11 protein-coding genes are annotated in these 14,254 nt (G+C 43.1%); 4 read left to right on the top strand and 7 right to left on the bottom strand.

Annotation, left to right across the window (positions count from 1 at the left end; genetic code table 11):
- Positions 1–120: 120 nt before the first annotated feature.
- Positions 121–1,278, top strand: a complete 1,158-nt coding sequence (gene queG / locus CES82_RS06380; RefSeq protein ID WP_098824609.1) for a tRNA epoxyqueuosine(34) reductase QueG — start codon at positions 121–123, stop codon at positions 1,276–1,278.
- Positions 1,279–1,383: 105 nt separating this feature from the next.
- On the opposite strand, the gene CES82_RS06375 is transcribed toward queG, so the two are convergent.
- Positions 1,384–2,970 (bottom strand): bifunctional metallophosphatase/5'-nucleotidase, encoded by a 1,587-nt coding sequence (locus CES82_RS06375; protein ID WP_098824608.1) that lies wholly within the window; start codon positions 2,968–2,970, stop codon positions 1,384–1,386.
- A gap of 593 nt (positions 2,971–3,563) precedes the next feature.
- Positions 3,564–5,792 carry a cation:proton antiporter gene (locus tag CES82_RS06370; RefSeq protein WP_180245685.1) on the bottom strand — a complete coding sequence of 743 codons (2,229 nt, stop codon included), beginning with the start codon at positions 5,790–5,792 and terminating at the stop codon, positions 3,564–3,566.
- A gap of 471 nt (positions 5,793–6,263) precedes the next feature.
- On the opposite strand from CES82_RS06370, the gene spx reads away from it, so the two are divergent.
- Positions 6,264–6,662, top strand: a complete 399-nt coding sequence (gene spx, locus CES82_RS06365) for a transcriptional regulator Spx (protein ID WP_098824604.1) — start codon at positions 6,264–6,266, stop codon at positions 6,660–6,662.
- 127 nt (positions 6,663–6,789) lie between these two features.
- Here spx and CES82_RS06360 read toward each other — a convergent pair whose 3' ends face one another.
- The 3 genes from CES82_RS06360 to CES82_RS06350 all read right to left on the bottom strand — a co-directional run bounded on the left by CES82_RS06360 (position 6,790) and on the right by CES82_RS06350 (position 9,231).
- Entirely contained in the window at positions 6,790–7,122 is a 333-nt protein-coding gene (locus tag CES82_RS06360) for an ATP cone domain-containing protein (protein WP_180245684.1), read from the bottom strand.
- Positions 7,123–7,545: 423 nt separating this feature from the next.
- Positions 7,546–8,019 (bottom strand): C40 family peptidase, encoded by a 474-nt coding sequence (locus CES82_RS06355; protein ID WP_098824601.1) that lies wholly within the window; start codon positions 8,017–8,019, stop codon positions 7,546–7,548.
- Positions 8,020–8,346: 327 nt separating this feature from the next.
- Positions 8,347–9,231: a linear amide C-N hydrolase gene (locus CES82_RS06350; protein ID WP_098824599.1), complete on the bottom strand. Its 885-nt coding sequence runs from the start codon at positions 9,229–9,231 to the stop codon at positions 8,347–8,349.
- 175 nt (positions 9,232–9,406) lie between these two features.
- Here CES82_RS06350 and CES82_RS06345 point away from each other — a divergent pair, with 175 nt between their 5' ends.
- Positions 9,407–10,051, top strand: a complete 645-nt coding sequence (locus CES82_RS06345) for an LVIS_2131 family protein (protein WP_098824597.1) — start codon at positions 9,407–9,409, stop codon at positions 10,049–10,051.
- 130 nt (positions 10,052–10,181) lie between these two features.
- On the opposite strand, the gene CES82_RS06340 is transcribed toward CES82_RS06345, so the two are convergent.
- Positions 10,182–11,588 (bottom strand): hypothetical protein, encoded by a 1,407-nt coding sequence (locus CES82_RS06340; protein WP_098824595.1) that lies wholly within the window; start codon positions 11,586–11,588, stop codon positions 10,182–10,184.
- Between the two features lie 279 nt (positions 11,589–11,867).
- Complete coding sequence (locus CES82_RS06335; protein ID WP_098824594.1) at positions 11,868–12,425, bottom strand: M15 family metallopeptidase; 558 nt, start codon at positions 12,423–12,425, stop codon at positions 11,868–11,870.
- A gap of 213 nt (positions 12,426–12,638) precedes the next feature.
- Here CES82_RS06335 and CES82_RS06330 point away from each other — a divergent pair, with 213 nt between their 5' ends.
- Complete coding sequence (locus tag CES82_RS06330) at positions 12,639–14,165, top strand: YfcC family protein (RefSeq protein ID WP_439959050.1); 1,527 nt, start codon at positions 12,639–12,641, stop codon at positions 14,163–14,165.
- Positions 14,166–14,254: the final 89 nt, after the last annotated feature.

Genomic DNA, 14,254 nt, shown 5'->3' with positions numbered 1-14,254 from the left:
GAGTACAGCGATCTGTGCTTCCATAAACGGAAGTTCAGACCGCTTTTTGTTGTAGATTACAGCTTCTATAAAAGGTGTTACAATCTTTAGAAAATAAGTTGTAAGAAAGGAGGGCGCAAAATGTCAAACGTCACCTTAAAGCAGCAAATCATCGCTGCCAGTCAACAAGTGGGCATCGATAAAATTGGCTTCACAACTGCAGCCGATTTTGAGCATTTGCGAGCGGGACTGGTAAAGCAAAAAGCCGACGGGCACACTACTGGCTTTGAACACCAAAACCTCGATGAGCGACTGAATCCAAGTCTAATCTTTGATGACCCGAAAACGTTGATCTCGATTGCGTTAGCGTATCCTGCCAAATTAAAAGGTCGGGCACCGCGAACGGGTTTAAAACGCGGTCAATTCGCACGGGCATCGTGGGGTGAGGATTACCATTTCATCTTGGATGACCATTTAGCGGCATTGATTAATGCAATCAAAAACTTGTTACCAGAAGATAATGACATTCGGTTTAAACCCATGGTAGATACCGGCGAGTTGATCGACGTAGCGGTCGCACAACGGGCAGGTGTTGGCTTCATCGGTAAAAACGGGCTATTGATTACGCCGGAGTTTGGGTCCTACGTTTATTTAGGTGAAATTGTGACGAACTTAGAGTTGGCGCCAGATGAACCGATGACAAGTCAGTGCGGTAATTGCACCCGCTGCATCGATGCCTGTCCGCCCCGCGCGCTGATGGGTAACGGCCAGTTAAACGGGCAACGTTGCTTGTCTTATCAGACGCAAACTAAGGGGGAAATGCCGGATGAGTTTCGGCCATTGATTCGTAATGTAATTTACGGCTGTGATATTTGTCAGGTGGTGTGCCCGTTTAATCGGGGCGTGGATAATCATTTGCATGAACGGATGGAGCCAGACGTTGAACGGGTACGGCCAGAATTAACACCCATGCTGGCGATGACGAACCGGGAATTCAAAGCAAGTTTTGGTTCAATGGCCGGGTCGTGGCGGGGAAAGAAGCCGTTGCAGCGAAACGCCATCATCGCGTTGGCCAACCTCAATGACACTAGCGCAGTACCTAAACTTTTAGAAGTTATCGAAAAAGATCCGCGACCATTAATTCGTGCCACTGCAGCCTATGCAGTTGGCCGGTTGAGTCAACCTGGCAACACTGCCATCGTTGATTTTTTGCGGGCGGCTTATGAAACGGAGCGGGATAGTGGAACGGATGCCCAGTTGTTGCAGGAATATGTACGGGCAATTGATCGAATTTCCTAGTTTATAAAGCTTAAGTTAGACATTAAAAAGCATCGCCATTTAATCCAGATTGATAACCAATTTGAATTGAATGGTGATGCTTTTAATATCAAGAATAAAGAATTGCTATTTCGTATCAGGTTCATTGACAACTTCAAAATTATCGTCAACGGTTGCTTTCACCACTGAGTGTGCTCTGAGATAATCAGCAATCAGCTGGCTCATCGGGGTTTTATTTTCCGCAATAATCTTATCAGCGCGGAACATGTCGTAGTGACCGCCGCCACCTGCACGATAGCGATTTAAGACGAGTCTGAAAATTTGATCGTCGGTGACGGGTTGGCCTTTGAAAAGTAATTTGTCGATACGGTGACCAACTGGTTTGGCAACGTTGATCCGATAGTTGATACCTTCATACATATCATAATTATAATGGCGTAATTTCGGGGAATAGAAGGCGGGGTTAACAATAATTTGATTGTTAAGATTGAGTGTGAAATAAGTCGCAGCTTTTTCAAGTGCTGCCTTCAGATCTTTACCAGTGACCAGTTCCAACGCCAGCCCGTCTGGATAGACGTAGTTAGTCATAATGTTACGCATAGTAATGGGATTTTCAAATCCGTGGCCCTCATTGTTAAATAATGAGGTCGCAGAGATGTCAGCGTTCATGGTTGTCATCTGAACGCGTTGAATAAATTCAGTATAAGCTGTTTCTTTCATTCTGGCTTTCTGAGCGCTTTTGAAGGTCAGGTCACCATCTATTCGTGCCAAGGGTTCAGCCAGCCAGTGATCCACCTTTTTATCGAGCTGATGGCTATAGATGGCAATGTTTCTATCAAATTCAGCATTTTTGGTTTCAATTAAGTGAGCGCTTTTGTCAGTGACAACGTACCCACCCGATTTGGAGGGTTCTAATTGAAGCACGATTTTACCAACAGCTTCACCGCGATAACCAGGCTGAGTCACTGGTACATCGAAGACCGTCGTCGCTATTTTACGGTGCTGATGACCAGTGATCAGCGCATCAATGCCTTTTACTTCGGAAAGTAGCTGATAGGCCTCATTTTCACCATTACTCAGCGATTCAATCAGTTTGCCTGTTTTTAAGTTACGTTCGAAACCGCCATGATAGGAAACAATCACAACGTCAACGATTTTTTTCAGTCGTGGCACGAGTTCTTTGGCGATTGAAACAGCGGTATGGAAATGCACATCCGCGCTGACATTATCATGGTTTTTCCACTGTAACACGGCTCGAGTTGTTAACCCAATGATGGCAATCTTAATACCATGACGTTCTATAATGCGATACTGCTGACCAAATAGTGGCCGGCCAGCATCATCAAGTATATTTGCATTTACAACTGGACGGTCACTGGCATTTAGCGCCCGCTCTAAATAATCAGTGCCATAGTCGAATTCGTGGTTCCCTAAAACTTCGGCATCATAGTGAATTTGATTATAGATTCTGACCAACGGCTGCGGATCTGAGTGTGGCTGTACCTGGGCGACATAGTAGGCTAGAGGCGAACCAGCCAAAAAATCACCATCATCAATGGTGACTACTGGTCCCGGTGCTGACTGCTGTTCCGCAGCAAGTACCGTTGCAGCTCGAATGAGTCCAAAGGGCATGTGCGCTCTGGGCTTAACGTAATTAGTTGGGAAAATAAAGCCGTGCGTATCGCTAGTTGAAAGAATCGTAAGTGTGACCATATCGTTTCCCCCAATGCGGTTTGTAATATTATAGAAAATTATAAGTTTTTTCTGGCGGGATAGCAACCGGAGAAGGGGATGTTATGTAGGTGTGAGGAATTGGTAACTTTACTTATTCGGGCTACAGCTGACAGAACGTAGCTGGCTGGGTATGGTTGGTTACATTGCTTAGTTGGGCTACACGAAGCAGAGACTTGCACTTAGTGGTAGATGACCATAAATCCAAGCCTCTGTTACATAGCCAAGTTGGGCTACAGCAGACAGAGACTTGCACCTAGTAAGAAAAAGCCATAAATCCAGACCCGGGATTTTTGACTTTTTCTTACTAGGCTCCAGTCTCTAACCGTCTGCTTTCGCACCCTACAAAAAAAGATCCACCCGGGGGAGGGTAGATCCAACATAGGAGTAGGCATTTTCGTGATGGGGTTCACGAAAATATTATTTTACTTTGGAGGAGTAAAATGAAAAAGCTTACTTAATATTAGTTAAATATTAAGACAGGATTAATATATAGCCAAAATGTGAAGAAAGTGTGAAGATAACATAACAGTTCCGTTACCAAACAAGCTTTTTTAAATTGTTAAGCCCCTTACCTAATCGCTATTTTGCATATAAACCATCTGATCCATAGAAATTTTCTTATGGAGTTCATCAATCAGTTCGTTTGATAGTTGATCTTGCTGGCTGACATTTTGAACGTAGCTGTACTCAAATTGAAAGGCCATTAAAAATAGTTCATTTTCAGCCTCGCTTGATTCCTCACTCTTAGTTGTTCTTGACCGACGTACTGCGTAGTAATGACGCACCACGTCAACTTCTTGACGGTTATCGTCAGTTTCAATGGAATCGAGGTAGCCAATAGCTCTGTCATAGCAGACCTGACTTAGCTGACTAAAAGCTTCCCGTGCTTCTGGGCTGAAGTCGGCCCGACGCCTGCGACCACGCTGCTTATGAGCTGATTGCTGGTTGACAGCCTTTCCTTGTTCCTGTGACAAGTCTTGCTGCTGAGAGATTGCTGGCAGTAGCGGCGTTGTGGCAGGCAAGGCTAGCTGGTTTTGCTTTTTTTGCTTTATTGATTTTTGTCTGTTACCTGTGGGACGATGATCGTCTTTGTGCTCAAGGTAAAATTGTTGGTAGGTATTGAACTGTTCAGTTTGACCACGTTCTTTAAGCGACTTCATTTTAGCTTCACGAGTTTGTTTGAATGATCTGTTAAATTGTTTACGGGCAGTTTTTGGAAAAAAGCGGAACTCCCACATTTTGAGCCACATTTTCAGTCGAGCCCACGGACTTAGGAAGGCGAATTGTGCTTGAAACATGATGGCACGGTTGTATTGCCAGCCAGTCTGAGGGGTAATTTTTCCATTGTCAATCATTTCAGTCACCGTAGCGTGCTCAACGTCTTCGGTCTGTTCCAGCAGTTGGTGAACGAGTTTATTATCCGCGCTTTTGCGATACTGACTTTTTTGACTGTTTAAAACTTCAATAACAGCGGGTAAACTTTCCGATTTATCGTTGACATTGCGTAATTGATCGATTGCAAAATTCACCATTTTAACGATTTGTTCGCTAAATTCCTCTTCTGAATAGGGTGCCCGTTTATTGGGTAAAAGGATGGGCAATACCAAACTTGGTATGACCATACTGAGTAAAATAATAATGCCAGCAATCAAAATAATGGCGCTACGAAACGGAAAGGTGTGCCCCATTACGACCAGAGGCAACGAGAAGGCCATTGAGAGCGTAATCGTACCGTGGACACCGCTAAGTGCCATTAACAGGCTGTCCTTAATTCGGGTGTCCTCAGAAGGCAAAGAAATCAGGTTAAACATGCACCACAAAAAGCGCATCAGCCCCATGAGTAGGTACAGTCCTACTGCAGTTAAAAGCAATAGGGGTAAATGATGGACTTCACTCGTTGAAAGGTCGTTCCACACACTTGGAATGGATGCACCCAGCAATACGAAAACAAAGCCGTTGAGCAGGTTCGTCAGGGCTTCCCACGTCGTCTTGTTCACCAGTTGTGTTTGAGTAGAAGTCAATCGCAGGCGCTGACCTTGGATACCGTGAACGATACCAGCAGCGACCACTGCTAAAATACCGGAAAAACCAAAGTGTTCAGCGGTCAGATAAACGATGAACGGTGTCAGTAAGCTGAATGGCAAAATGACAGCGATCGTATCCAACGTTTTACGCTGGAAAAGAACACGGATTAAAACAATGATCATGCCCATGATAATCCCAACGGCAATACCACCAAAGAAGACGATTAAGAACCGTTTGAATCCCTGAACCGGCGAGAATTCACCAGTAGTAAAGGCGGTTAACGCCAAATCCATTGCCACGATACCGGAAGCATCGTTGAAAAGTGATTCGTTTTCCAACGCACCCATAACGTGTTCAGGCATTTCGATACCTGACGTAATCGACGAAACGGCAACGGTATCGGTGGGTGTCACAATTGCGGCGAGTGCAAAACAAAGTGCTAGTGGCAACGTCCCCCATAAAACGTGTGTCAGCGCGCCGCCAACTACAATCGTGACCAATGCCAAGACAATAGCTAGAGAAAGGGTTGAACTCATGTTTTTTCGTAAACGATGCATGTCCGTGTTTTGACCATCATTGAACATTAAGGGCGCAATAATCATCAGCATAAAGATTTCTGGTTCCAAATGAAAATGATTAAAAAGCGGTACTAACGACAGCAGGACTCCCGCACCGATTTCGTAAAAAGCTAGCGGAATTTTGGGATAAATAGCATATATGATGTTAGCCGCAATGGCAGCAACGACTAATAGTAGAACTGTAAAGAACGAAGTCAAAAAAACCACTCCCCCAAGTTAATTAACCAAATTGTAACTCATGTTCTGATTGATTACTATAACCCGAATACTTAAACTGCAATAACAATTTTACCAGTGAATAAAACTAAATATGGGGTATCAAATTTCACTTTCAAAGAGTAAGTAAACCCAGATAAATCAAGTGTTTAGGAACGTTACAACAGATTCATAGTTTGATAAATCAATTTTATAAATGCACACAAATCTATATTGTTATAACACGCGTGGTTGTAACATTTTCGACAAATATTTAGCGCAGAAATAATTATCTTTTCACAAGCTAAAAAATATAAAAGTAGTATTGAATTTTTCTGAGATTGATGGTATTATGAAACTGTTCATGATGAAGTGTTGGGGACTTAGTAATGAATGAATTAAGACGCACCTTTGCTTTTGTTTTAGTTTTTTGTTTGTTACTAGGAGAAAGCGAAATAAAGGAAGTGCTTATCTATGATTAATTTATATGTTGCACCAAGCAGCGCATCGAGTCGTAAAGCGCGCGCATGGTTAGAAGATCATCATATCCCGTTTAAGGAACGTAACATTAAATCCAATCCACTTAATGCGGATGAGATTAAACAGATCTTACGCTTGACTGAAAACGGTAGTGAAGATATTATTTCAACCCGTTCAAACGTCTTTAAAAAATTACACATCGATTTGGATGATTTGGCAGTTAGCCAATTAGTCGATCTCGTTGTTAAGTATCCTGACTTGATCAAACGGCCTATCATCTTTGATGACAAGCGTTTGGAAGTTGGATACAACGAAGAGGAGATTCGCCGGTTCTTGCCACGTGAAGTTCGGGTGGCTGAATTACGCGATTTAGAATCACAGCTCAGTTCATAATTTAAACTAAACTTGCGACAGCATTCCATTCTGGGGTGCTGCTTTTTAGTCTGTAAACAAAAAATCAGCCTGATTACCAGAGATGAATCTTCTGACAATCAGGCTGAACCGTTTTTAACGTGTAATATTAAAGATTAAAAAATGACAACTGTTTAAACTGATCCTGTTTAGTAGCAGACGGACGATATTCATCATAGCGCTTCGCAAGTTCAGGGTGGTTAAGCAAATTTAAAGTGGAGATGATCAGCTGGCGAATCGTAGCTGTATCAATTTGAGAATAGCCGGCAATTTGAGCAAGCACAAGAGCGTTAATACGACGGATGAGACGGTCATCATGTGTCAGGTGGTTTAAGCTACGTAGAATTTTACGCGCATCAAACAGCGCTTTTTTCCCGTTTTGCTTTTCCACAAAGCGAACCGTAATCTGAATATGTGACTGTTGCGGTTTTTGTTTGTTCACGGCTAAGTCTCCTTTTTCTCGATATGTTAATCGTAGAACATCCGTTTGAAAAAAGCAACAATATATGGCGTAACTTCCTTATTTTTCTACCAGATGTGGTAGAACTAGTATTTTACTATCTAACGGAGTGTTGTGCGGTCTTTTTCTAAGAATCGGTGGCCGTCTAATCGTTTATATTAATAATCCGAAAAGAAGCCATGATATAAGTCTATATTGATAAAAGTTTCATCCGGTTTCTTGACTGAAAGACAACTTAAAATTTACTTTTATTCAATACTCTAAGCTAGTCTAAACGGCGCCACAACTCAGATTCCAGCCATTTTGTGTTAAATTCTGGAATCTATCGCGTTTTGTCACACACTCGATACGAAAAAGACCTGATCATCATCACGACAATCAGGTCTTTGGGGATATTGCATATGATTAATTTAAGTTAGTTACTCGAGCAGTACCAACATGGTGCCACCAAGGTGCTTTAACGGATTCGACGATCACGCCACGGTTTTGAGAATCGATCATCTTACCGCCGCCGATGTACAGGCCAACGTGACTGATACTGTGTTTACTACCACCGAAGAAGACCAAGTCACCCTTCTTAGCATGGGCGTATGAGACCTTCTTGTACTTGTTGTATTGCGCTTGGGCAGTACGTGGAATTGCTTTTGAAGCACCTTTTTTGTATACGTATGAGGTTAAACCTGAGCAGTCAAACCGAGAAGGACCAGTTGAGCCCCAGCCATAAGGTTTACCAAGTTGTTGTTTAGCGACCTTGTAAATCTTTGAGTAAGAAGGTGTTGTAGCGGCGCTTGCAGTTGTACTGTGAGTCATGTTAGCAGCAACCGTAAAACCAAGAACTGCAATTGCTGTAAGTGCGAGTTTAACGAACCATTTCTTCATAATTTCTAAATATCCCCTTTTGCTTGTATGTAGTCTTTTTTTAAAATTCATATTTGTCTTAATCAATTCAACGAGACTAAGTGTAACAATCCTAAGTTACAGTAGTGTTTCAGTGAATTATCTATTAGATTAATGAAATCGACAGAAACGTAATCTTTCAGTGAAACGGCGCTAATTTAAGTCCGTTGAATGCCGTTATAACGGGCGTCGTTTCTTTATTGCAGGATTGTAACAAAAGCTGGTAAATTAGGGGATTTTTCAAAAAATAAGTCAAAAAAACTGCGATTTTGGCTTAAAATCGCAGTTTTCTTGACTTGTTTAGCAAGATTAAAGGGTGATTTCTGATTTTGATGTGTCATCGGTTGGTAATTGTAAATAACGCAGATGAGACATATCAATTATACTAATGTAATGGGTAAAATTATGGTTAGTTGGCTGTTTGCCGGCTTGTCTTGGGATAATCACCTGCTGAAGAATTGCTTCTGCACGCGCAATCGCATCATGAGCCGTTGCCGGTTGGGGTTGTCCCCAGAGATTGATCGTGGTTCTGATAAACCGATTAGTGGGGATTGGCCCTTCTGGTAGCGGCTTATTTTCAGTTAACCATTGACTGGCTGAGTCTTGTAAATGAGCAGCGTCAGTATCCAGAAAGTTGTTAACACGCTCAATGTGGTTGGCCAATTCAGGTGTGTTAGTGAGGACGTTTAAGGGGTCACTGATTAAGGTCAACGAGTGGGTAGTGGGTTCTAACACAGCCGTGGCTCCAGTTTTATCGGCTAGTAGCCAGTGGAAAGGGTAGACTTTGTTTTCTGCATACCAGACTTTGCCAATGAAGGCAACGTTTTCCAGATCAGCAGCAACTTCCGCAATTGTACTATGTTGGCTAAGCACCCACAAGATGAAGTCTTGAGGCGTGAGGTTCGTCATACCAGCTTGCGGTTCATCGTAGTAGTGAACGCGGTTTGGAAAATAAAGTTCGGCGCAACTGAGTCCCTGACTATTTAGGCCATCACCAAAAAGATAGTGGCCGTTCAGGTGACGTGCTGAGCCGACAATTCGGTACTTGCTAGTGTGCGGTTCGCCTAGAATCGGCCGCCATTCAGTACTGGTTTCAAGGATGGTCGGTTTCCAAGGATCAACGTTGGGAAAATCCATCGTTCTTGCCAGTAGATGGGTGCCATCCGCCGCTGTTAATGTAAGACTGGTACACATTTCAAAAGCCCCCTACTTATGTTGTATAATGCTATTATAGGTCAGGGAAACATTTCTACCTAAGGACTTGTTTTTAAACCCCAATTTCGATAATCTAGAAAGAAGTTAAGCGCTTCTCCGGGTGGGGCAAAGTGACAAAAGCGTTAAATCATGGATAAGAATGGGAGAATTTAGCATGAAATCAGCATGGAATTTAGTCGGTATGGGGCTGTGGCTTCTACTATTAATCTACTTAATTTGGATGGTGCACGATATGCGTGTGCGCCGGCTGAAGCTTTTGGTTACGGAGAAACGTTCTTGGTCGTGGCAAAATATTACCAAATCGAGTATTGAATTAGTCATTTTCCTGCTTGGCTTGTGGGGGATGGGTTACGCGACGCTGTTTCAAGATGTCAGTCAGCTTAATCCTAATCGGGTCACCGTTGCTTATCAATATAAGCCACTAGTCCTAGATACCAGTGCTGTGGATAAGTCAGATTACGTCATCGTTAAAACGGGTAATGGCCGTAAACCAGCGCAGTATTATACCTTTTATACTCAGGGTGAAAAGGACATCGTTCCCGGTGACAGTGCCACCGTTTCAGCGGGGTCGCATCCAATCAACTTGGTGGCATCTTCGTATAAGTGGGATACCAAGAAAGTTAATCAGATGGAAAAGCAGCATCAAAAGGCGTGGGTTGGTGTTGTAGAAACCACTTATAAAAAGGATTTCCTAAACGGTATTGGCCTCCACGCGGGTCGATTGGCCAACCGCTTCACGCTGATTCGGGTGCCAGACCATTCGTTTGTTAAACAGGTAACGGATGATAATGAACAGTAGCGTGTGTGACAAAACGCGGTAGATTCCAGAATTTACGCAAATAAGACCTGTTCCGGTGGAAACTTTGCCGGAATAGGTCTTATTTGCGTTAAATGGCCGGAATCTGAGTTTTGAAGCATGATATAAAATATTACTTCAGGTATTTTGCCCAGACGCTACTTGGTGCATAGAGGTTACGCAACGTGTTGGCATCTGCCGTGGTCGTGCCCATTGCAACCGGATATGGCGGGTTGAAATCTGGAATTCTATCAGGATCTGTACTTGGTTGAGTCAGCATAATCGTTGCTGGTTTTAGAGCCATTCCACCATTAACGTTCTCTGCCCAATCTTCGTCTAATACAACTGAGAAGTTTTGTGTCCATTGACCATTACGATAAACATCATCATTAAATGCCGGTGAGGTAAAGTTTGGATCAATCTGACGGTAATGGGTCGCCTTACTATGGTTGATATTAACTGCAGTACGGGTTGGATCAGCTAGACCATAGGCAATCCCATTGCGATAAACAATTTGATTAGGGAACTTCAAAATGTTGGCTGTTTTGACATATTCAAGTTGAGTGCCGTTTTGAACAACTGACAGACTGCCCTTGGCTAGAGTGTAGATTTTATCAGCTTGGGTGTAGAAATAGGGGTCTTCTACGGCATAACTAGGTAAAGCGTAACTAATGGGTGTGAATATGACCGTACCAGTATCTGACGGCTGTTTGTTTGAGTCGTAACTCTTGACGCTGATAGCAGAGGCGGCATCATAAAAGGCTTTGAAGGTTCCTGCTGTTTCCCATTCGCTACCTGAGTAAGAATTGCCGGTACCTTCATCGATAACGTTGTTGGTCATGTATTCGACATAGGGCACCATGGTCTTAGATTTTGATGAACTAATAGGGCGCATAACGATGCGGAAGTTTTGCCAGCCATTATAGGTTGGATCACCGTCATGGTCGGGTGCTAATGAGCCAGTGCCTGTGATACCGGCAGCGTTGTTCGAAGCTTTAATGAAGGCAACCACTTTGTTAATTTGCGAAGTGGTTGGTTTTTTAGCGTATGCCGAGTACGAAGAAAGCCCAGTTAGTTGAGGCTTCTTCAGTGTATAATCAGTTTCTGACCCCACTTGACTCCAGTCACGCTTGGGAATGCTGCTGTACACAACTTCCTTATCACTGTTGGTTCTGTATGAAACGTCAGGGTTCTGCCCAGCCTTGAAGTAACCGTGCCAGACATAACCGTTGTAACGGCCATTACTAACTTGATAGTAGATTGACCGCTTTTTACCTGACTGTAAGGTAACTGTTGAAGTTCGAGACCAGGTTGTGTGAGGATAATTTTTTAAATTATGGCTTTTTTTCGTGTGGGATAAATTCCACATGTATGCATTACTATGCTTATTCTTAAGGTAAAACGTCGAGAATGGTGCATTGTCCTCAGTTCGTTTTACGACTCGGTAAGATGCTGAAGCTGTTGGTGTTTGCAGGCTACTATACGCGATGCCTAATCCGGCAATCAACGCAGCGGTGCTGATTAATAGTTTACGATTCAAAACATATCCTTCTCCCTTAATATTCGTACAAATCTACTTTAGCATTGAGCCCAGTAGATGTAAATTTAATAGAAACTAAAAGCACCGTCCTTCACATAAAGGGCGGTGTTTTTTGAGTTAACTCAGTTCCAATCCTTACAGATTGGGGGTAATCACCATAGTCAAGCCTGGTCGTATTTCTGCGGAGCCACGTACTTGAGCTGATCGTTTGGAGGTGGTAATCACCATAGAATAGTATAGTCAGTTTTAGTGTGAATGTTTAATAGTTGGCTCAGGTTTTTACGCGTGCGCAAAATCGTTTGGATTTGCATCTAATGGTCCATAATCATCCATATTCGTATCGCGATAATCCCACCATTCATTTTCGTAACCAACAAAACCAGCGTCGGTCATAGCTTTAACTAAAGTCTGAAAGTTCTTTTCTTGAGTGGGTGTTCGAGGGTAATCGCGAACCGCTTTTCCCGTGAAATCGTCGAAGCCGGATTGCATTTCGATTTCTTTACCATCTAAGTCAGTGAGGGTGAGGTCAAAAGTAACGCCTTTTTGATGGGAGTAATTTGGATCAGGTTCAGCAACCCAAGTTGGGTTAGAAACGACTTCAAATAATTTCTCCTGTGCCTCAGTTGGTCGGTAGGCGTCCCAAACTTTAATGCGATAGCCTTGCTCTTTAAGTGCTTTGGCGGCCTTGGCGAGTTTCTTCGCTGTACCGATTCGAGCAATCGCGGTTGTAAAGTCATAGATAACTCGGCCAGTAAAATTATCAGTAGTAGCGTATTTAAGGTCAACAATAATGTCTGGATCTGCATCTTGAATGTTCATGTATCCTTCTTCAGTCATTGATATCCCTCCTGTGGTGACGATTTCAAAATGATTATAGCATACATGTAGTAGCGTTTGATACTTACTGACACAGATAATTGCTTGAGATATACAAATAAGTAAAGATTAATGCTCACAATTAGTATAAAATTAAAAATTTTCAAACAATAGTCATAATTTGGTTACTTGTCTCCGATAAACTAAAAAGTGTTAAAGAATAGTGATAAGGAGATGAGGACGATGCAAACACCTAAAGTGGAACCGAAAAAAAGACGGTTTAAAATGCCGTCAGCGTATACGATTCTGTTCATGATTATTTGTTTAGTGGCAATTCTCACCTGGATTATTCCTGCAGGGGCTTATAACACTGATAAAGCTGGCAATATTATTGCGCATACTTATAAATCAGTAACGGCGAACCCACAAGGTATTTGGGACGTCTTTATGGCACCAATTTACGGGATGATCGGTAACGACCAAACCGAAGGCGCAATTTCTATCTCGCTATTTATTCTTGTAATCGGTGGCTTCCTTGGTGTTGTTAACAAGACCAAGGCTTTAGATGACGGTATTGGTGCCGTTGTTCGTAAATATAAAGGAAAAGAAAAACGTTTAATTCCGATTTTAATGATTTTGTTTGCTTTAGGCGGTTCAACATATGGGATGGCAGAAGAAACCATTGCGTTTTATCCACTGCTGATTCCAGTGATGATTGGTGTGGGCTTTGATTCCTTAACAGCCGTGGCGATTATCTTAGTCGGGTCACAGATTGGTTGTTTGGCTTCCACGGTGAATCCATTTGCGACTGGTGTGGCCAGTCAAACACTGGATATTTCGATGGGACAGGGACTCTTCCCACGATTACTGCTGTTGATTATTACACTGGTGTTGAGTATCTGGTATGTTTACCGTTATGCTTCAAAGGTTGAGAAAGATCCAAGTAAATCGGCTGTGTTTGAACAGCGTCAAGAAGACCTGGATCGTTTCTCAGTAGCTGATGCTGATGAAGGTGGCACCATGACCGGCCGTCAAAAAGGCGTCCTCACCCTCTTTGGCTTAACATTCCTGCTGATGATCGTTGGTTTAATTCCTTGGAGCACGATCAATACGAAGTGGACTTTCTTTGAAAGTGCAACCAAGTGGTTATCTGGTATTCCGGTAGTAGGCAACATCCTCGGTAGCGACATGGTGCCGATGGGTGACTGGTACTTCTCAGAAATTACCATGCTCTTCCTATTAATGTCAGTCGTTGTGATGTTTGTTTATAAGATGAAAGAAGCCGATTTCATTCACGCCTTCCTTGGCGGTATGGCAGAATTCCTTAGCGTAGCCATCATCGTGGCGGTTGCTCGTGGGATTCAAGTGGTTATGAATGACGGTTTAATTACTGATACAGTGCTTCATTGGGGTGAAATGGGACTTAAGGGTCTCTCAGAAAGTGTCTTCATCATCATCACCTACATTTTCTACATTCCAATGTCGTTCCTGATTCCGTCAACGTCTGGTCTTGCATCAGCAACCATGGGAATTATCGGACCGATGGGTAAATTTGCTGGCGTGGATGGTAGTGTCGTCATCACGGCGTACCAGGCAGCGTCGGGCTGGGTAAACTTGATTACGCCAACTTCAGGTGTCGTGATGGGGGCCTTGGCCATTGCGCACATCAACATTAGTGTATGGTGGAAGTGGATTGCCAAGCTGATGATTTACCTCTTCATTGTGACGAGTGTGTTCTTGGGGGTGTTGGCAATATTATAAGGTGTGGATACAGGCGGTTAGAGACTGGAGCCTAAGCCGATGCCGGTAGAAATCCCGGTCTTGGATTTATAGCGGTATTGGCTTAGGTG

The organism is Secundilactobacillus silagincola (assembly GCF_002583405.1).
GTDB classification, from domain to species: Bacteria; Bacillota; Bacilli; order Lactobacillales; family Lactobacillaceae; genus Secundilactobacillus; species Secundilactobacillus silagincola.
Note: the sequence above shows the minus strand (reverse complement) of the source record. Positions and strands in the feature narration are given on the sequence as shown.

Excerpts from the sequence above, each read along its gene's own strand:
- queG (WP_098824609.1), top strand. The coding sequence starts at position 121 with ATGTCAAACGTCACCTTAAAGCAGCAAATCATCGCTGCCAGTCAACAA.
- CES82_RS06375 (WP_098824608.1), bottom strand. The coding sequence starts at position 2,970 with ATGGTCACACTTACGATTCTTTCAACTAGCGATACGCACGGCTTTATT.
- spx (WP_098824604.1), top strand. The coding sequence starts at position 6,264 with ATGATTAATTTATATGTTGCACCAAGCAGCGCATCGAGTCGTAAAGCG.
- CES82_RS06355 (WP_098824601.1), bottom strand. The coding sequence starts at position 8,019 with ATGAAGAAATGGTTCGTTAAACTCGCACTTACAGCAATTGCAGTTCTT.
- CES82_RS06350 (WP_098824599.1), bottom strand. The coding sequence starts at position 9,231 with ATGTGTACCAGTCTTACATTAACAGCGGCGGATGGCACCCATCTACTG.
- CES82_RS06345 (WP_098824597.1), top strand. The coding sequence starts at position 9,407 with ATGAAATCAGCATGGAATTTAGTCGGTATGGGGCTGTGGCTTCTACTA.
- CES82_RS06335 (WP_098824594.1), bottom strand. The coding sequence starts at position 12,425 with ATGACTGAAGAAGGATACATGAACATTCAAGATGCAGATCCAGACATT.
- CES82_RS06330 (WP_439959050.1), top strand. The coding sequence starts at position 12,639 with ATGAGGACGATGCAAACACCTAAAGTGGAACCGAAAAAAAGACGGTTT.